Genomic DNA, 18,562 nt, shown 5'->3' on the forward strand with positions numbered 1-18,562 from the left:
GCGTCCCGGGATATAGAACCGCGATGAGCCGTGCCGACCGACTGCCAGACTGCGCGAGGGGCCCCAGCGGCTCCGCCCGCTCTGGCCCGAGATCAGGCCCCCGGCGCAGCCTCGCCCGAACAAGCCACCACGCACGACGGATCCCGGCCGGAGCATGCTCCGGCCTTGGCTCGTTGTCCGGGTGCCATGGAACCCAATGGCCAAGAAAATGCTTATCGATGCCACCCACCCGGAGGAGACCCGGGTCGTGGTGGTGGACGGAAACAAGGTCGAGGAATTCGACTTCGAGACCGTCAACAAGCGGCAACTCGCCGGAAACATCTATCTCGCCAAGGTAACGCGGGTCGAACCGTCGCTGCAGGCGGCTTTCGTCGATTACGGCGGGAACCGGCACGGCTTCCTCGCCTTTGCCGAGATCCATCCCGACTACTATCAGATCCCGGTCGCGGACCGTAAGGCGCTTCTCGAGGAAGAACGTGCCTACAACCGTGCTGACGAGGACGAGGATCACGGCCGCTCGCGTCGCCGGCCGCGTCCGGCCTCGGCCGAGGCCGAATCCGCCGATGCCGTCCAGGCGGGCGACGTGAGCGGCATGGACGTTGTCGATCTCGGCGAAGAGACCGGGGCCGATGCGCTCTACGAGACGGGTCGCTCGGCGAGCGGCCAGTCCGATGGGCAGGAGGCCGAGGAGGGCGACGCGCCCTATCAGGCCATGGACCACGCCTCCGAGACCGATGACGAGATCGAGTCGGTCGCCGACGAGGACGTGGCCGAAGAGATCCCGGCTCCGCGCAAGCCGCGTTCGCGCCGCTACAAGATCCAGGAAGTGATCAAGGTGCGCCAGATCATGCTGGTGCAGGTGGTCAAGGAGGAACGCGGCAACAAGGGCGCGGCGCTGACGACCTATCTCAGCCTCGCCGGCCGCTATTGCGTGCTGATGCCGAACACGGCGCGGGGCGGCGGGATCAGCCGCAAGATCACCCAGGCGGCCGACCGCAAGAAGCTGAAGGAAATCGCCTCGGAGCTTGAGGTGCCGGAGGGCGCAGGCCTCATCATCCGGACCGCCGGCGCCAAGCGCACCAAGCAGGAGATCCGGCGCGACTACGAATACCTCCTGCGGCTGTGGGAGCAGATCCGCGAGCTGACGCTGAAGTCCATCGCCCCCGCCCCGATCTACGAGGAAGGCGACCTGATCAAGCGCACGATCCGCGACCTCTTCAATCGCGAGATCGAGGAAGTGCTGGTCGAGGGCGAGACGGGCTACCGCACCGCCAAGGATTTCATGCGGATGATCATGCCGGCGCATGCGCGGCAGGTGATCCGCTATGACGAGCCGATGCCGCTCTTCGCGCGCTATCAGGTGGAAAGCTACCTCTCGGGTATGTTCAACCCGGTGGTCCAGTTGAAATCCGGCGGCTACATCGTCATCGGCGTGACCGAGGCGCTGGTCGCCATCGACGTGAACTCCGGCCGCGCCACCAAGGAAGGCTCGATCGAGGATACGGCTCTCAAGACCAACCTCGAGGCCGCCGAGGAAGTGGCCCGCCAGCTGCGCCTGCGTGACCTCGCGGGCCTGATCGTCATCGACTTCATCGACATGGAAGAGCGGAAGAACAACGCCGCCGTCGAGAAGCGCCTGAAGGACAAGCTCAAGACCGACCGTGCGCGGATCCAGGTCGGCCGCATCTCGGGCTTCGGCCTGATGGAGATGAGCCGCCAGCGCCTGCGTCCGGGGATGCTCGAATCGACGACGCAGCCCTGCGCCCATTGTCACGGCACCGGCCTCATCCGCTCGGACGACAGCCTTGCGCTGCAGGTGCTGCGCCAGCTTGAGGAAGAGGGCACCCGCAAGCGCTCGAAGGAGGTTCTCCTGCGTGCGCCGATCGCGGTGGTGAACTTCCTGATGAACCAGAAGCGCGAGCATATCGCTATGATCGAGGCACGGTATGGCATGGCCGTGCGGATCGAGGCCGATCCGACGCTCTCGAGCCCCGACTACGTGATCGAGAAGTTCAAGACCGCGACGCGGGTCGTGCCCGAGACGGTGAAGGTGATCTCGGGCAGCGCCGAGTTCATGGGCGCGCCGGTGGACGAGCCCGAGGACGACTGGGTCGAAGAAGAGACCGAGGTCGAGGAAGCCGAGGAGGCGGCACCCGAAGCCGCCGAGGCTGCCTCCGAGGGCCAGCCGAAGAAGAAGCGTCGTCGTCGGCGCCGTCGCCGCAACGGTGCGGCCGAGGCCAATGGCCAGGGTGCCGCCGATGCCGCGGAGAACGGCGACGACTCCGACGAGTCGGACGATGACGAGGACGAGGGCGCCGACGAGGCCGAAGGTGCCGAGGCGGTGGCCGCCCTGCCGGAACTCGCGCCCGCGGCCGTCGTGGCGGAAGAGCAGCCCGCCGAGCCCGAGGCAGCCCCGGCCGAGGAACAGCCGACGCCGCGCAAGCGCACGCGCAGCCGCAAGCCGAAGGCTGCCGAAGAGCCCGCAGCAGAGGCACCCGAGGCGGCCGCCTCGCCCGAACCCAAAGAGCCGAAGAAGCCCTCACGCAGCCGGAGTCGGACCCGCAAGGCCGAACCTGTAGCGGAAGAGGCTGCGCCGGCGGTCGAGGCGGTGGTGACGGTCGATGAAACGCCGGCGGAAGCTGCGCTGGAGACGGCCGCTGCTCCGGAAGCCGCGCCGGAACCGGCGGCAGAGCCTGAGGCCGCGCCCGAGCCGGCGGCAGAACCTGAGGCCGCATCCGAGCAGCCTGCGGAACCTGAGGCCGCGCGCGAGCCGGAGCCCATTCCGGCCGAGGCCGACGAGTCCGAGGAGAACAAGCCGAAGCGCCGCGGCTGGTGGTCGATCGGCCGCTGACACTCGGTCCAGGAACATCGGGGCGCCTTCGGGCGCCCCTCTCCATTGCGTCGGCGGGCTTGGCGACCGGGCCGGGGCCTCACGCTCCCCGGCGGATCAGCCAGACGCTCCGGGCCTCGGTCCGCGTGCAGGACAGGATCTCGTGCCCGGCTCCGGCGCAGAAATGTGGCAGGTCGATCACCGCCATCGGATCCGTCGCGGTGACGCGCAGCAGCCGCCCCGGTTCCATCGCCATCAGGCGCTTGCGCGCGCGCAGGACGGGCAGGGGGCAGATGAGCCCCTCGCAATCCAGATCCTCGTCGAACTCCATGCTTCCTCCGCGCCGCGGGTTGCGCCGGATCAACGCGCGTGTCTCTGTCCCGCGCGATACGCCGGGGGCCGCGCCACGTCAATGTGAGAGGTCGACCCGTGACGCGGCGCCGCCGAGCGGCTAGGAGAACAGGAAGGAAGGAGACACGATGTTCGGACTGGACCTGATCGATGCGGGGCTGCTGCCGGCGATGGTGATCGCTCTGGTGGCGGGCGTGCTTTCCTTCCTCAGTCCCTGCGTGCTGCCGATCGTTCCACCTTATCTCGCCTATATGGGCGGGATCTCGATGAAGGAACTGAACGAGGGCCGGTCGCGTGGCCCGCTGCTGGCCGCGCTCTTCTTCGTCCTGGGGCTCTCGACCGTCTTCCTCTTCCTCGGCTTCACGGCCTCGGCCTTCGGAGCCTTCTTCCTCTCGAATGCCGACACGTTCGCCACGCTCGCCGGCATTGTCGTGATGATCTTCGGCGCCCATTTCCTCGGGATCTACCGCATTCCGTTCCTCGACCGGGAGATGCGGATGGATGCCGGCGACCGGGGCGGCTCGGCCTTCGGTGCCTATGTGCTGGGTCTGGCCTTCGCCTTCGGCTGGACGCCCTGCATCGGCCCGCAGCTCGGCGCGATCCTGACCCTCGCCGCCTCCGAGGCGAGCATCGCGCGCGGCACCACGCTCCTCGCCACCTATGCGGCGGGCCTCGGCATTCCCTTCCTGATGGTCGCGGCCTTCTTCCCCCGGCTGACGGGCCTCATGGGCTGGATGAAGCGCCACATGGAGCGGATCGAGCGGATCATGGGCCTCCTGCTCTGGACCATCGGCCTCCTGATGCTGACCGGCGGCTTCTCGAGCTTCTCCTACTGGCTGCTCGAGACCTTCCCGGCGCTGGCCCGGCTGGGATAGGCTGACCCCGTACCTCGCGAGGACGGACGATGGACCTGCTGACGGAACCGAAGCTGAAGCGCCCCTTCCGGAGGCGTGTGTTCTACATTCCCGGCTACGATCCGTTCCACCCCCGCCGCTACCGCGAGCTTTACCGCCGCCATGCCGCGGCGCAGGCCGAGATCTCGGGCTACGCGATTTCCCTCAAGCCGCGCACGACGCCGGGCCCCTACGGCTGGCACGTGTCGGGGGTGATGGAGACGGGATTCTGCGAAACGGATGTCGAGGTGCTTGTCTGGTCCGATATCGTGCGGCAGTCGATGGGGCAGGGGATCCTCGCGACCTACCTGCAGATGATGCGGACCATCGCGGCCTATGTCGGAACGGGAGCGATCTTCAGGCTGATGCGCCTGCGCCGCGGCCCGATCCTCGCGGCGCTCTATCCCATCGTCGCGCTGCTGGCACAGCTCGGCCTCGCGCTGGTCGTGGGCGTCCATCTGGCTGAGGCACTGGGCGCCTATCTGTGGCCGCCGCTCGCGTGGCTTGCCGGGGGCGCAGCCGTCGTGGCCATCCTGCACGGGTTCCGCCGCCTCGACCGCTATGTCTTCGCCTGGTATCTGATGCACGACTACAGCCATGCGGCGAGCGCGCTCGGAGCCTGGCCGCCCGAGCTTGCAGAGCGCATGGCCAAGTTCCGCGCGGCGATTTCCGAGGCGCTGCGGCGGGACTGCGACGAGATTCTGGTCGTCGGGCATTCCTCCGGCGCGCATCTGGCCATTTCCATTCTGGCGGACCTGATCCGGGGCGGCCTGCCCGAGAAGCGGCCCGCCCTGTCCTTGCTGACGCTGGGACAGGTGGTCCCGATGGTGTCGTTCCTGCCGCGCGCCGGCCGGCTCCGGGGCGACCTGCACTATCTGTCGATGCGGGACGAGCTTGTCTGGATCGACGTCACCGCGCCGGGCGACCCCTGCTCCTTCGCGCTCTGCGATCCGGTCGCGGTCTCGGGAGTCGCGCCCGAGGGCAAGCGCTGGCCGCTGGTCCTCTCGGCCGCCTTCTCGCAGACGCTCTCGCCAGAGCGGTGGCGGGCCATGCGCTGGCGCTTCTTCCGGCTGCATTTCCAGTATCTCTGCGCCTTCGACCGGCCGGGGGACTACGACTACTTCCGCATCACGGCGGGCCCGCTCACCCTGGGCGAGCGCTTCCACGGCCGCGCTCCGTCCCGCGGCCGCATCGACCGCGCGGCCTCGGGCTATGTGACGATGAGCGCATGATCCCGCCGAAACCCGCCAGCCGGATCGGCCGCGCCTCATTGCTCCGCCACATCCTGCTGTTTCGCAAGGATATCCTTTCGGCCAATCCCGCGCATCTTTACCGGGCCTGGATGGCCGAGTACCGCACGCCCTTCTTTCGCAGCTATCTCTGCAACGATCCGGCGCTCGTCCGTCGCGTGCTGCAGGAGCGGCCGGAGGACTTCCCCAAGTCCGACCGCCTGCGCGAGGGACTGGCGCCGCTGCTCGGCCAGTCGGTCTTCGTGACGAACGGCGCGCTCTGGCGGCGGCAACGGCGCATCATCGATCCCGCCTTCGAGGGCGGCCGCCTGCGCGAGATCTTCCCTGCGATGCATGCGGCGGGCGCGGCTGCGGTGGCGCGGCTCGGCGGCGAGGTGGAGGTCGAGGAGGCGATGAGCCATGCCGCGGCCGACGTGATCTTCCGCACGCTCTTCTCGATCCCCATCGAGGACACGCTGGCCTCCGCCGTCTTCGCCGAGTTCCGGGCCTACCAGCGGACGCAGCCGCTTCTCAACCCTGCGGCCTTGCTGCCGCTTCCGCGCTGGATGCCGCGGCTGCACCGACGCCGGACCCGCGCTTCGGCGGCCCGCATCCGGGCGTTGATCGCGCGCCTGACCGAGGAGCGGGTCGCGGCCATGGCGCGCGGCGCGGCGCCGGACGATCTCGTGACGAGGATCCTCGCCGCGCGTGACCCCGAGACCGGCGACCGGTTCACCCCGGCGGAGATGGTTGATCAGGTGGCGATCTTCTTCCTCGCCGGGCATGAGACCTCGGCTTCGGCGCTCGCCTGGGCGCTCTATCTGCTGGCGACGCATCCCGAGGTGCAGGAACGGGTGGCCGCCGAGGCGGAGCTGCTGGGCGATGCCCCCGATGTCGCAGCGGTCGGCAGGCTGGGGCTGGTCCGCGACGTGTTCCGCGAAACCCTGCGGCTCTATCCGCCCGTGCCGATGATGGTGCGCGAGTCGCGCTGCCCCGAGACGATGCGCGGGCGGCAGGTGGAGCCGGGGGCACAGATCGTGCTGTCGCCCTGGCATCTCCACCGGCACGAGAGGCTCTGGGAGCGTCCGGACGCATTCGATCCCGACCGCTGGCGAAGCGCCGAGAGCCGCGCGAGTGCGCGCGAGGCCTTCATGCCGTTTTCGGCAGGCCCCCGCGTCTGCACGGGCGCGGCCTTTGCCATGATCGAGGGGCCGCTGATCCTCGCCATGATCGCCCGCGCCTTCCGGATCGAGCCGGTTGCCGGGCCTCCGCCGGTGCCGGTCGCGCATCTGACGGTGCGGTCGGCGACCGGCATCCGCCTGCGCTTCACGCCGCGTGGCTAACTGCGGAACCGGGCGAGGACAAAGACCCGGATAGCCGAGGCGAGGCCGACCTCGGGATCGCGCTGCTCGTCCACCTCGGCGGCGAGCGCATTGATCGGCAGCCCGCGTTCGGCCGCGATCTCGCGGAAGGCGCGCCAGAACTCGGACTCGAGCGAGACGCTGGTCCGGTGACCCTTCAGCGTGAGCGAATGCTTCTCGGGGCGGCCGCTCATGCCTCGGGCGCGTCCGGAGCCGAGGGCGTCCCGGCCGCGCTGTCGGAGGTCTCGCGCCGGTGGGCCTCGAGGCGGTCCCGGTCCTGTTCGGCCCGGGCCCGTTGCAGGTCGCGCTCGGCCTTAGTCCGGCCGTGCTTCGCGGCATTCTCGTCGCCCTTCCGGCGGTGGGCGTCACGCTCCGCCGCCTTGCGCTTCGCGCGAAGGTTGACGATCTCGGCCATCAGCCCTTCGGTCCGATCATGTCCTCGGGGCGCACTACGCGGTCGAAGGTCTCGGCATCGACCAGACCCAGCGCAATCGCCTCCTCGCGGAGCGTCGTGCCGTTCTTGTGCGCGGTCTTCGCCACCTTGGTCGCGTTGTCGTAGCCGATGGTGGGGGCCAGCGCCGTCACCAGCATCAGGCTCTCCTTCATCAGCTTGTCGATCCGGGCGACGTTGGCCTGCGTTCCCACCACCATGTTGTCGGTGAAGCTGCCCGCCGCATCGCCCAGAAGCTGCATCGATTGCAGCACGTTGTAGGACATCATCGGGTTGTAGACGTTCAGCTCGAAATGGCCCTGACTGCCGGCAAAGCCGATGGCCGCGTCGTTGCCCATGACATGGGCGCAGACCATGGTCAGCGCCTCGGCCTGGGTCGGGTTCACCTTGCCCGGCATGATCGACGAGCCCGGCTCGTTTTCGGGCAGGATCAGTTCGCCCAGACCCGAGCGCGGGCCGGAACCAAGCAGGCGCAGGTCGTTGGCGATCTTGAAGAGCGAGGCGGCGACCGTTTTCAGCGCACCCGAGAACATGACCATCGCGTCATGCGCGGCCAGCGCCTCGAACTTGTTCTCGGCGGTCACGAAGGGCAGGCCGGTGATCTCGGCGATCTTGCCCGCCACGCGGCTGTCCCACCCCACACGGGTGTTGAGGCCGGTGCCGACGGCGGTGCCGCCCTGCGCGAGTTCATAGATGTCGGGCAGGCAGGCCTTCACGCGGGCGATGCCCTTCTCGACCTGCTTGGCGTAGCCCGAGAATTCCTGCCCCAGCGTCAGCGGCGTCGCATCCTGCGTGTGGGTGCGGCCGATCTTGATGATATCCTTGAACTCTTCCGACTTCACGACCAGTGCGGCATGCAGCTTCTCGAGCCCCGGCAGCAGCACGTCGCGCGCCTGCATTCCGATGGCCACATGCATGGCGGTCGGGAAGGTGTCGTTCGAGGACTGGCCCATGTTGACGTGGTCGTTCGGGTGGACGGGTTTCTTCGAGCCCATCGTGCCGCCCAGCATCTCGATGGCGCGGTTCGAGATCACCTCGTTCGCGTTCATGTTCGACTGCGTGCCCGAGCCGGTCTGCCACACGACAAGCGGGAAGTTGTCGTCAAACTTCCCGTCGATCACCTCGGTCGCCGCGGCGGCGATGGCCTCTCCCAGCTCCTTCGGCATGTCGCCCTGATCGACGTTGACCAGCGCGCAGGCCTTCTTGATCACGCCGAGGGCGCGGATGATGGCGACGGGCTGCTTCTCCCAGCCGATCGGGAAATTCTGGATCGAGCGCTGCGTCTGCGCGCCCCAGTACTTGTCGGCGGGAACCTCCAGCGGGCCAAAGCTGTCGGTCTCGGTGCGGGTTGCAGTCATTCGCAAGCTCCTTGATCTTCCCGCAAGCCTCTTAGGGAAGGCAGAGGGGAAAATCAATCGGCATGCCATCGCATACTGGCGGCGCTCAGGGGGCTGCCGGCCCCCTCTTTGGCAGGGCCGGATACTCCCCGCCGGGGATAGTTCGGACGAGGACTGAACCGGAGTCGGCCCGCGCTTACTTGCGGAACTTGTCGAGGCTCACGACCTGAGCGTCATGGCGCGGCGGCTCGTCGTCGCCGTCCGGATCTTCCTCGCCCTCGACGGCCTCGTCTTCCTCCCCGTCCTCGTCCTCGTGCGTCTCGAAGCGGAGGCCGAACTCGACCGAGGGGTCGACGAAGGTGCGCACGGAATCGAAGGGAATCACCAGCGGCTCGGGCTGGTTGCCGAAGTTCAGCGTGACCGAGAAGCCGCGGTCGTCCACGTTGAGGTTCTCGTACCAGTGCTGGATGACCACCGTCATCTCCTGCGGATAGCGGGTGCGGAGCCAGTCGGCCATGGCCACATCGGGATGCGTCGTGTCGAAGGTGATGAAGAAATGGTGCGCGCCCGGCAGCCCGTTTGCGGCCACATCCTCGAGTACGCTCTGGATCAGGCCCCGCATCGCACGGTGCATGAGGTTGCCGTAATCGATGGAACGCGCCATGCAAGATCCCCTGTCGCTTCGGGGTCAGCATAGGGGATTCGGACCGGAAGAAAAGGGGGCGACCTCCCGGTTTTTCAGCCGAAAGGCGAACGGCCCGTTCCGTCAGCTCGCGGGCTTCCCGAGTTCCCGCAAGAGCTTCTCGCGAATGGCGCGGCGGTAGTCCTGCAGGCCGCGCGCGGTCATGACGAAGCCGTTCCGGGTGATGGCCCAGCGGTCGTAGAAGCTGGTGATGGGCGACGAGGCGCCCATGTCCTCGATGGCGATCGCATTGATCTCGACGCCCGCGGCTTCCGCCGCCTGACGGGCGCGGGCGACGGTGAAGCCTGCGTTCTCGGGCCCGTCGCCCGAGATGTCGATCACCTTGCGACGGCAGTCGGCCACGGCGGCGAACTGGTCCAGCGAGAAGGAAATGGCCTCGCCCACCGCCGTGTCCGAGGCCGTGAAGGCGCGGGGGAGCGCGCGGGCGGAGCGGGCGAAGCGGCGCAGATCCTCGCGGGCGAGCATCCGCTGCCAGGGAAGCGCCACGGCCTGCCGGCCGACGCCGGACCAGTGGACGATGGACAGGGCGCTCTGCCCCCCGAGGAGCATCTCGGCCACTGCCTCATCCTCGAGCGCATCCGCCAGACCCTGGACCTGCAGCGCATATTCGCCGCGATCAATGGATCCCGAAATGTCGATGGCGAGGAGAAGCGCCGTGTCGCAGGCTTGCGCGGGGCCAGGCGCGGCGACGAGGACGGCAAGAGACAGCACGCGGAGCATGGGAAAGCGTGGCGCGCAGAGGGTAAAAGGGCAAGGAGGAAGTGCAGGTTTCTGTTGCCAGGTACCTGCGAACCCCGCCTTACGCGGCTAAGCGCAAGGGCTTAAGTTTCGATAACTCGAACTGCTTACGCAGCCAGAGCCATCGGAGCACGGTTGTCGTTGGCAACTGTACTTTTCGGACCGATAACGGTGGTACCTCACCGGGACAAAGCCAACCCCTTTAGACGTTCGTCGATCCTGTTTCGGCCCCCTCCGCCCCCAACGAGGTAGTTTTGGTGGAGCCGCCGGGTACCGCCCCCGGGTCCGATCCGCTTATTACGAGCGCGTTTATGTCCATAGTCCGGATTGCTCCGGACAGGCGGAATATAGGCCGGGGAAAGGGGCGCTGCAAGCGGCGGGCGCGCGAGGCGGTGGCCGGTCGTTCCAGCAGGCGCATGACGCAGCGGCGGGTGGACGGATCATGCCGACCGCGAAGCCGAGACGTCGGAGGGCTCGGTCAGGGCAACCCTGATCGGCGCGGCCGCCGTGGGCCGCACGCAAGGGATGGCCCGGCAGATCCGGGCCACCCTCTGGCGGATCAGAAGCCCGCCTTGATCTTCTCGAATTCTTCCAGCATCCGGTCCCGCATCGCCGGGTCGAGCGGGGTCTGGGCGAGGAGCGTGGTATCGACCTTGTCGAGTTCTGCCGCCTTCAGGTCTTCCTGCGAGATCTCGGCCATGGCGGCTTCGTTGGTCAGCGCATAGCCGTGGCTTTCCAGCAGCGACGGCGCCGAGGAATGGGCGAGCCACGAGTTGATGAAATCGTAGGCCTTGTCCTCGCTGCCGGGCGCGTCCTTCATGTTGACATAGCCGCAGAACCAGGTGGCCGAGCCTTCCTTGGACTGGCGCTGGAAGCCCACGGGGAAGCCTTCCTGCCGCATCAGGGCGATCGCATCGTTCCAGGTCCAGGCGAGCTGGACCTCGCCGGTCGCCATCAGCTGCGCGAGTTCGGACGGGTCGGCCCAGTAGGCGCGGACGTTCTCGTGCGCCTGCCGCAGCCACTGGGCGCCGGCCTGGAACTGCTCCTCGGTCAGGTTCGTCCAGTCCGAGACGCCGGTGGCCAGAAGCGCAAGCGACCAGATGTCGTCGGTGTTGTCGGGCAGCGAGATGCGCCCGGCATATTTCGGGTCGAGGAAGGACTGCACCGAGGCCACGTCCTCGGCGGGCACGCTGTCGGTATTGTAGGCGATGGCCGTGTAGGCGTAGTCGGTCGGGATGTACCAGACGCCCTGATCGTCGCTGAAAATCCTGGACTCCTTGAAGCGCGGCGCGATGTTCTCGTATTCCGGAATCCGGCTCACGTCCCAGGGCTCGATCAGGCCCGCGTCGCGGTATTTCGAGACCATCTGCGAGCAGGGATGGGTCACGTCGGACTTGAAGCCGGAGGCCACCTTCTGGAAGGCCTCGTCGTCGTCGCCATAGAGCGCATAGGTCGGCATCTGGCCGTTCTTTTCGATATAGCTCTTCATCAGGCCTTCGCTCTCGAAGCCGGCCCAGTCGAACACGATGAGATCGGAGTCGGCGGCAAGCACGGGCAGCGCGACGATGGCTGCAACGCCAGCCAGAAGGGAAGTGCGACGGATCATGTAAGCTCCTTGGAACATTGGTCTGCGACGGGTCCCGGGCTGGCCGGCGGATGGAGGGACGCTAGAATAGGGCTGGTATCGGCTCAAGCGATTATTGCAGTCTGGCGGGGTGGGCCGCGGCAGGGCAAGCACCCTGCGCGTCACCTCACGCAGGCTTGTCCCCTGCGGGCGAACCTGCGCCGTTTCGGTCGGGAAGGAGGCAGCATGTTCCGTGCGCTTGTGGTGGAAAAGGACGAGGCGGGCGAGACGCGCGCCGCGGTGCAGGAGCTCGACGAGTCGCTTCTGCCCGAAGGCAACGTGACCGTCCGCGTGGAATATTCGACCCTGAACTACAAGGACGGGCTCTGCCTCGGGTCGGGAGGCGGCCTCGTGAAGGTCTGGCCGCATGTGCCGGGAATCGATTTCGCCGGCGTGGTGGAAGCTTCGGAGGATGCCCGCTTCGCACCCGGGGACCGGGTGGTGCTGACCGGCTGGCGCGTGGGCGAGATCCGATGGGGAGGCTACGCGACGAAAGCGCGGGTGAAGGCCGACTGGCTGGTGAAGCTGCCGGATGGCCTGTCGGCACGCGCGGCCATGGCGGTGGGTACCGCCGGGCTGACGGCCATGCTCGCGATCCTGGCCCTCGAGGACCACGGGCTTGCGCCCGCGCAGGGCGAAGTGCTGGTGACGGGTGCCACAGGTGGCGTGGGGTCGGTCGCGACGGCGCTCCTGTCTGCCGGAGGCTACGAGGTGGCCGCCGTCACCGGCACGCCGGGGAGCGAGGACTACCTGCATGGGCTGGGCGCCCGGCGGATCGTGCCGCGGGCAGATCTGGCCGAAACGGTGAAGCGGCCGCTCGAGACAGAGACCTGGGCCGGCTGCATCGATGCGGTCGGAGGCGCGATGCTGGCCCGCATCCTCGGGCAGATGAAATACGGTGCCTCCGTCGCCGCCGTCGGACTGGCGGGCGGCGCGGCCCTTCCCGCGACCGTCATTCCCTTCATCCTGCGCGGCGTGAACCTCCTCGGCATCGACAGCGTGATGCGCCCGATGGCCGATCGCGAGCGGGCGTGGAGCCGGATCGCCTCGGATCTGCCGATGGACCGGCTCGAGGCGATGATCCGGCCCGCGGGTCTGGCGGATCTGCCCGCGCTGGGCGAGGCGATCCTGAAGGGCGGCGTGCAGGGCCGCGTGGTCGTGGATGTGAACGCCTGAGACGGGCAAGAATCCCGTCTGTCGCCGGGGCCTTGCGAGCCCCGGCGTGGCGCTCCTGATGGGCTGGGTGCAGGACCGGTGGCCCCGGCAGAGTGCCTGAGTCGCGCCGGAGGGGGACGACTTCGCGGAGCGGTTGCCGCAGGTCGATGCCGTCCGGCTGGTGAAAGCGCGGTCCGCCTTGTGTTGCACTCGGCGGCTGGCTAGCCTCGCCCGGCCAGATCAGGAGTTTCCATGACCGTCCTCGACATCGACTATGTCCGCTCCTGCTTTCCGGCCCTTTCGGAACCGGCGCTTGCCGGGCAGGCCTTCTTCGAGAACGCCGGCGGGTCCTACACCTGCCGGCCGGTGATCGACCGCCTGACCCGCTTCTATCATCAGCGCAAGGTGCAGCCCTATGCGCCCTATGCCGCCTCTCATGCGGCCGGGGCGGAGATGGACGAGGCGCGGAGCCGGCTCGCCGCGCTGATGGGCGTGGCCGAGGACGAGCTGTCCTTCGGCCCCTCGACCTCGGCCAACACCTTCGTCCTGGCGCAGGCGGTGCGGCGCTGGCTTGCGCGCGAAGGCGGGGCGATCGTGGTGACGGATCAGGACCACGAGGCGAACAGCGGCGTCTGGCGCCGGCTCGGCGACGAGGGCATCGAACTGCGCGAGTGGCGGATCGACCCGGCGACGGGGCATCTCGATCCGGCGGCCCTCGCGCCGCTTCTCGAGGACGGGCAGGTGCGGCTCGTCTGCTTTCCGCATTGCTCGAACGTGGTGGGCGAGATCAATCCGGTGGCCGAGATCTGCGCCGTGGCCCGCGCGGCAGGCGCCTTCACCTGTGTCGACGGGGTCAGCTACGCGCCCCACGGCCTGCCGGACATGCCGAGCCTCGGCGCGGACATCTACCTCTTTTCCGCCTACAAGACCTACGGCCCGCATCAGGGCATCCTGCTGATCCGGCGCGAGCTGGGCGAGCTTCTGCCGGCGCAGGGCCACTGGTTCAACGCGGGCACGCTCAGCAAGCGCTTCACGCCGGCGGGGCCGGATCACGCGCAGGTGGCGGCCTGCGCGGGCCTTGCGGATTACATCGACGCGCTGGCCGCGCATCATGGCGCGGGCGGCGCCGCACCGGTCGAGCGCGGCCGTGCGGTGCACCGGCTGATGCGCGAGCACGAGATCCGGCTGCTCAGGCCGCTCCTCGACCAGCTTGCAGGGCGCAACGACCTCCGCCTCCTCGGCCCAAGCCAGGCCGACATCCGCGCGCCGACCGTGGCCCTCGCGCTCGACAGGCCGGCAGAGCCGGTAGCGGCGGCGCTTGCAGCCCATGGCATCATGGCCAGCGGCGGGGATTTCTATGCGGTCCGCCCGCTCGAGGCGATGGGCGTGGATCCGAAGAACGGCGTGCTGCGGGTGAGCTTCGTGCACTACACCTCGGAGGCGGAGGTGGCGCAACTCATGCTTGCACTCGACGAGGTGCTCTGAGGCTCTGGCGCGAAGGTCATGCCGGGGACGGGGGGCCTCTGCCCCCCGGATCGGCCTGCGGCCGCTCTCCCCCCGAGGATATTTTCGCGAGAATGAAAGACCTTGATGGCAGAAGGTGATCCGGACGCCGTGGCGGTGCGTAGGATCAGCCAAGACAAGAAAGGGCAAGATGGCCGAGGCACCCCTCATCCTGTGGTTCCGGCGTGACCTGCGGCTGGCCGACAATCCGATGCTGGCCGAGGCTGCGGCGACGGGGCGTCCGCTCATTCCCGTCTTCATCCTCGATCCGGAGACCGAGGCCTTGGGCGCCGCCCCTAAATGGCGGCTCGGACTGGGCATCGAGGCCTTCGCCGCGGCACTGGAGCGGGCGGGCAGCCGGCTGATCCTCCGGCGGGGCCCGGCCCTCGAGGTGCTGGTCGCGCTGGCGGGCGAGACGGGGGCCTCGGGCGTGCACTGGTCGCGGCTCTGCGAGCCTTCCTGGCGCAAGCGCGACGAGGGGGTGAAGGCGGGGCTCCGGCAGGCCGGCATCGATGCGGAGAGCCACGCCGGGCACACGATCTTCGAGCCCTGGGAGGTCGAGACAGGGCAGGGCGGCTTCTACCGGGTCTACACGCCGTTCTGGAAGGCGGTGAAGGATCGTCCCGTCGCCGCGGCCCTGTCCGCGCCGAAGACGCTGGGCGTTGCCGGGTCCTGGCCCCGGTCGGAGAAGCTGGCGGACTGGGATCTGGGCCGGGCGATGAACCGGGGCGCCGCTGTCGTGGTGCCGCATGCGGTCGTGGGCGAGGCGGCGGCCTCGGACCGGCTCGCGCGGTTCCTCGACGAGGCGATCGACCGCTACAAGGACGAGCGCGACCGGCCTGCAGCACCGGTGACCTCCGGCCTGTCCGAGAACCTGACCTATGGCGAGATCTCTTCCCGCACGGTCTGGCATGCAGGCCTGCGCGCCCGCGCCGAGGGGCGGGCCGGGGCGGAGAAGTTCCTGCAGGAACTGGTGTGGCGCGAATTCGCCTGGCACCTGCTCTATCACACGCCGGAGATCGCGAGCCGGAACTGGCGGCAGGACTGGGACGCCTTCCCCTGGCGTCGGGACAACAAGGACGCGGAACGCTGGCGGCAGGGCATGACCGGCGAGCCCTTCGTCGACGCCGCCATGCGCGAGCTGTTCGTCACCGGCACCATGCACAACCGCGCGCGGCTGATCGCGGGCAGCTATCTCACCAAGCATCTCCTGACCCATTGGCGGGTCGGGCAGGCCTGGTTCGAGGACTGCCTGATCGACTGGGATCCGGCATCGAACGCCCTGGGCTGGCAGTGGGTCGCAGGCTCGGGACCGGACGCCTCGCCCTACTTCCGGATCTTCAACCCCGAGACGCAGGCGGAGAAGTTCGATCCCGACGGCGCCTATCGCAGCCGGTTCGTTGCCGAACTGTCAGGCAATCCGGGCCGTGACGCGCTTTCCTACTTCGAGGCGGTCCCGCAAGGCTGGGGGCTGGCGCCGGATCAGTGTTATCCTCGGCCCGTCGTGGGACTGGCAGAGGGACGGGAGCGGGCGCTGGCCGCCTATGGGCAGAGAAACGGCTGAACGGGCGCGCCAGGCGCCGGACGAGGAAGGGAACGAATGACGGCACTCACCAGCACGCGCGGGCAGCACGACCTGCCGCGCTACTTCACGCAGGTGTTCGACGTGATGCAGGGTCTGCGTCACGGCAGACTGGATTTCGTTCTGGACGACGGCCGGCGCTTCCGTGTGGAAGGCGAAGGGCCGGGCCCGGTCGCGGAACTCGACATCCACGACTCGGACCTCTTCGCGCGGCTGATCCGCGAAGGCGATCTCGGCTTCTGCGAGGCCTACATCGACGGCGGATGGTCCACGCCGGACCTGCAGGCCTTCATGGACCTGATCCATGCCGACAACGACGACGTCTACGACGGCTTTCCCGCTCAGCGGCTGCTGCGCGCCTACGAGAATCTGCGGCACTGGCTGCGGGGCAATTCGCGGCGTCAGGCGAAGCGCAACATCGCGGCCCATTACGACCTCGGCAACGACTTCTATTCCCTCTGGCTCGACGAGAGCATGACCTATTCCTCGGCCCTCTTCCGCACCGGGCAGGAGAGCCTCGAGGAAGCGCAGCGCGCGAAATACGCGAGCATGGTGGACCGGATCGGCGCGAAGCCCGGCGACCACGTGCTCGAGATCGGTTGCGGCTGGGGCGGCTTTGCCGAGTATGCCGCGAAGGAGCGCGGGCTGCGGGTCACGGGCCTGACCATCAGCCAGGCGCAGCACGATTATGCCGTTGCGCGCATCGGGCGGGCGGGTCTCTCGGACAGGGTCGAGATCCGGCTGCAGGATTACCGCGACGAGCGCGGAAGCTTCGATGGCATCGCCTCGATCGAGATGTTCGAGGCGGTGGGCGAGAAATACTGGCCGGTCTATTTCGAGACGCTGCGCGAGCGCCTGAAGCCCGGTCGCAACGCGACGCTGCAGATCATCACCGTGCAGGACAAACGCTGGGAGGTCTACCGGAGGGGCGTGGACTTCATCCAGAAATACATCTTTCCGGGCGGCATGCTGCCTTCTCCCACCGCACTCCGGGTCGAGATCGCGAAGGCCGGGCTGCATGTGACCGATACGCTCGACTTCGGCGAGAGCTATTCGATGACGCTGCGCCGCTGGCACGAGACCTTCAACGACCGCTGGGAACGCGTGGCGGCGCTGGGCTTCGACGAGCGGTTCCGCCGCATGTGGAACTTCTACCTCACCTCTTGCGCAGGATCGTTCGAGGGCGGAAACTGCGATGTGACGCAGATAACGGTAACGCGGGCCGCGTAAGACGGCCCCATCGGGCAGGACAGGGCATGCCGACCGCCGCCAAGCTCTTTGCCGCGCTGGCCTTTGCCGCGCTGGGTTTCCTCGGGGGAAGGCTCTTCGCCGGCCAGTTGCCGCAGGGCACGCCCACCACCGTCTTCGGCCCGACCGCGGCTGGCGTGGGCCTGATCTGCGGCTGGATGATCTCGGGCGCGATGGCCGGGCGCGGCTATGTCGCGGCGATGAGCACCGGCGTGCGCACGGTGGTCACGACGGCCTTCGTCGCTCTTCTCGGATATTCCGTCTACATCATGATCCTGCGCGCGCTCCGCATGCTCTATCACGGGCCGATCGAGGCGCTGCTCGGGGTGTTCTCGCTGATGATGAACCATGCGAAGCTGCTGGCCACGCCCGAAATCCTCGCGGTGCTGTTCCTGGGCGGCCTGATCGGGGGCAGCATCTCGGAATGGGCCGGGCGCCGCTGGAAATGAGCGGAACGCGCGTCTTCCTCTATGGGCCGCTGGCCGATGCCCGAATTCTCGATGCGGTGCTGGGACGGCCCGCGGCCGACGGCGTGCCTGCAACGCTGGGGGATCACGAACTCAGGGCTGCCGGCGCGGTGGTGGCCCCGGTTCCCGCCTTCGGGCGCTCGGTCGAGGGCGTGGTGCTCGACCTCGGGCCCGAGGCGTCCTCGCGCCTCGCCTATCATCAGGCGGCAGCGGGCTACGAGGCGGTCAGGCTGGACGTGGACGGTGCGCCCACGCTCGTCTTCACCGCGCCGCTCTCGGAGGCGGGGCCATATGAACCGGCCGCCTGGAGTGCCGTCTGGGCACCCATCGTCGCGGCCACGGCCGGCGATGTGATGGCGCTCTGGCCTGTGGTGCCGGTGGAGCGCGTCCGTCCTCGCTACCGGCTGATGCTGGTGCAGGGCGCGAGCCGGGTGCGCGCGGCAGAGCCCGCGCCTGCCCGGAGGCGTCACGCGGCCTCGGCCTCGGACGTGTCCGTCGTGAGCCGCAGACAGCCCTACGCCAATTTCTTCGCGGTCGAGGAATACGATCTGTCCTTCCGCAGCTTCAAGGGCGGCATGAGCCCGACGGTGAACCGTGCGGTCTTCGTCTCGGGCGATGCGGTCACCGTGCTGCCCTACGACCCCCGCCGGGACCGCGTCCTGCTGATCGAGCAGTTCCGCCCCGGACCCTTCGGCCGCGGCGACGGTCAGCCCTGGCTGCTCGAGCCCATCGCGGGCCGCATCGACCCCGGCGAGACACCCGAGATGTCGGCTCGGCGCGAGGCCGTGGAAGAGGCCGGGCTCGCGCTCGGTGCGCTTCTGCCCGTGGCCTCCTATTATCCGACGCCCGCGGCCAAGGCGGAATATCTGTATTCCTACGTGGCGCTGGCCGATCTTCCCGACGGGATCGAGGGCGTCTTCGGAATGGAAGGCGAGGCCGAGGACATCCGCGGGCATCTCGTGGACTTCGACGAGATGATGGACCTCGTCCGCACCGGCGAGATCTGCAACGGCCCGCTGCTGCTGACGGCCCTCTGGCTCGAGCGCGAACGGGCGCGTCTGCAGGCCGAGAACCGCTGAGGGCTGACCGT

General features: G+C 68.4%; 17 protein-coding genes and 1 other RNA gene. 10 read left to right on the plus strand and 8 right to left on the minus strand.

The window, feature by feature from the left end:
- The first annotated feature begins 196 nt into the window (after nt 1-196).
- Nucleotides 197-2,851 carry an Rne/Rng family ribonuclease gene (locus ACTVZP_RS00240; protein WP_443210055.1) on the plus strand — a complete coding sequence of 885 codons (2,655 nt, stop codon included), beginning with the start codon at nt 197-199 and terminating at the stop codon, nt 2,849-2,851.
- Between the two features lie 79 nt (nt 2,852-2,930).
- On the opposite strand, the gene ACTVZP_RS00245 is transcribed toward ACTVZP_RS00240, so the two are convergent.
- Nucleotides 2,931-3,161 (minus strand): sulfurtransferase TusA family protein, encoded by a 231-nt coding sequence (locus ACTVZP_RS00245; protein WP_443210056.1) that lies wholly within the window; start codon nt 3,159-3,161, stop codon nt 2,931-2,933.
- Between the two features lie 148 nt (nt 3,162-3,309).
- Here ACTVZP_RS00245 and ACTVZP_RS00250 point away from each other — a divergent pair, with 148 nt between their 5' ends.
- From ACTVZP_RS00250 to ACTVZP_RS00260, 3 genes are read left to right on the plus strand one after another with little or no spacing between them, the layout of a single operon-like run.
- Complete coding sequence (locus ACTVZP_RS00250) at nt 3,310-4,056, plus strand: cytochrome c biogenesis CcdA family protein (protein WP_443210057.1); 747 nt, start codon at nt 3,310-3,312, stop codon at nt 4,054-4,056.
- A 29-nt stretch (nt 4,057-4,085) separates the two neighbouring features.
- Entirely contained in the window at nt 4,086-5,306 is a 1,221-nt protein-coding gene (locus tag ACTVZP_RS00255; protein ID WP_443210058.1) for a hypothetical protein, read from the plus strand.
- The gene (locus ACTVZP_RS00260; RefSeq protein ID WP_443210059.1) at nt 5,303-6,646 is read left to right on the plus strand and encodes a cytochrome P450; all 1,344 of its coding nucleotides are present in this window, start codon (nt 5,303-5,305) and stop codon (nt 6,644-6,646) included. Before ACTVZP_RS00255 ends, ACTVZP_RS00260 begins: the two co-directional genes overlap by 4 nt.
- Here ACTVZP_RS00260 and ACTVZP_RS00265 read toward each other — a convergent pair.
- The 7 genes from ACTVZP_RS00265 to ACTVZP_RS00295 all read right to left on the minus strand — a co-directional run bounded on the left by ACTVZP_RS00265 (nt 6,643) and on the right by ACTVZP_RS00295 (nt 11,499).
- Nucleotides 6,643-6,858 (minus strand): ribbon-helix-helix domain-containing protein, encoded by a 216-nt coding sequence (locus ACTVZP_RS00265; RefSeq protein ID WP_443210060.1) that lies wholly within the window; start codon nt 6,856-6,858, stop codon nt 6,643-6,645. The two genes, ACTVZP_RS00260 and ACTVZP_RS00265, sit on opposite strands and share 4 nt — an antisense overlap.
- Nucleotides 6,855-7,079 carry a DUF4169 family protein gene (locus ACTVZP_RS00270; protein WP_443210061.1) on the minus strand — a complete coding sequence of 75 codons (225 nt, stop codon included), beginning with the start codon at nt 7,077-7,079 and terminating at the stop codon, nt 6,855-6,857. The genes ACTVZP_RS00265 and ACTVZP_RS00270 overlap by 4 nt, the downstream gene beginning before the upstream one ends.
- Entirely contained in the window at nt 7,079-8,473 is a 1,395-nt protein-coding gene (gene fumC, locus ACTVZP_RS00275) for a class II fumarate hydratase (RefSeq protein ID WP_443210062.1), read from the minus strand. The genes ACTVZP_RS00270 and fumC overlap by 1 nt, the downstream gene beginning before the upstream one ends.
- A 175-nt stretch (nt 8,474-8,648) precedes the next feature.
- Complete coding sequence (locus ACTVZP_RS00280; protein ID WP_443210063.1) at nt 8,649-9,116, minus strand: SspB family protein; 468 nt, start codon at nt 9,114-9,116, stop codon at nt 8,649-8,651.
- A 102-nt stretch (nt 9,117-9,218) separates the two neighbouring features.
- Nucleotides 9,219-9,875, minus strand: a complete 657-nt coding sequence (locus ACTVZP_RS00285; protein WP_443210064.1) for a DUF1194 domain-containing protein — start codon at nt 9,873-9,875, stop codon at nt 9,219-9,221.
- A 40-nt stretch (nt 9,876-9,915) separates the two neighbouring features.
- Nucleotides 9,916-10,270: a transfer-messenger RNA gene (ssrA, locus tag ACTVZP_RS00290) on the minus strand.
- A gap of 182 nt (nt 10,271-10,452) precedes the next feature.
- Nucleotides 10,453-11,499 (minus strand): ABC transporter substrate-binding protein, encoded by a 1,047-nt coding sequence (locus ACTVZP_RS00295; RefSeq protein WP_443210065.1) that lies wholly within the window; start codon nt 11,497-11,499, stop codon nt 10,453-10,455.
- Between the two features lie 204 nt (nt 11,500-11,703).
- Between ACTVZP_RS00295 and ACTVZP_RS00300 the strand changes: the two genes are divergently transcribed.
- The 6 genes from ACTVZP_RS00300 to trgB all read left to right on the plus strand — a co-directional run bounded on the left by ACTVZP_RS00300 (nt 11,704) and on the right by trgB (nt 18,551).
- Entirely contained in the window at nt 11,704-12,693 is a 990-nt protein-coding gene (locus tag ACTVZP_RS00300; protein ID WP_443210066.1) for an MDR family oxidoreductase, read from the plus strand.
- Between the two features lie 231 nt (nt 12,694-12,924).
- Nucleotides 12,925-14,157 (plus strand): aminotransferase class V-fold PLP-dependent enzyme, encoded by a 1,233-nt coding sequence (locus ACTVZP_RS00305; RefSeq protein WP_443210067.1) that lies wholly within the window; start codon nt 12,925-12,927, stop codon nt 14,155-14,157.
- A 169-nt stretch (nt 14,158-14,326) separates the two neighbouring features.
- Nucleotides 14,327-15,739 carry a cryptochrome/photolyase family protein gene (locus tag ACTVZP_RS00310; RefSeq protein ID WP_443210068.1) on the plus strand — a complete coding sequence of 471 codons (1,413 nt, stop codon included), beginning with the start codon at nt 14,327-14,329 and terminating at the stop codon, nt 15,737-15,739.
- A gap of 36 nt (nt 15,740-15,775) precedes the next feature.
- Complete coding sequence (locus ACTVZP_RS00315; RefSeq protein ID WP_443210069.1) at nt 15,776-16,987, plus strand: class I SAM-dependent methyltransferase; 1,212 nt, start codon at nt 15,776-15,778, stop codon at nt 16,985-16,987.
- A gap of 26 nt (nt 16,988-17,013) precedes the next feature.
- Entirely contained in the window at nt 17,014-17,454 is a 441-nt protein-coding gene (locus ACTVZP_RS00320) for a TrgA family protein (protein ID WP_443210070.1), read from the plus strand.
- Entirely contained in the window at nt 17,430-18,551 is a 1,122-nt protein-coding gene (gene trgB / locus ACTVZP_RS00325) for a tellurite resistance ADP-ribose pyrophosphatase TrgB (protein ID WP_443210071.1), read from the plus strand. The genes ACTVZP_RS00320 and trgB overlap by 25 nt, the downstream gene beginning before the upstream one ends.
- Nucleotides 18,552-18,562: the final 11 nt, after the last annotated feature.

The sequence above is a fragment of the Rhodobacter sp. NSM genome (assembly GCF_052244495.1).
In the GTDB taxonomy this organism is placed as follows: domain Bacteria; phylum Pseudomonadota; class Alphaproteobacteria; order Rhodobacterales; family Rhodobacteraceae; genus Cereibacter_A.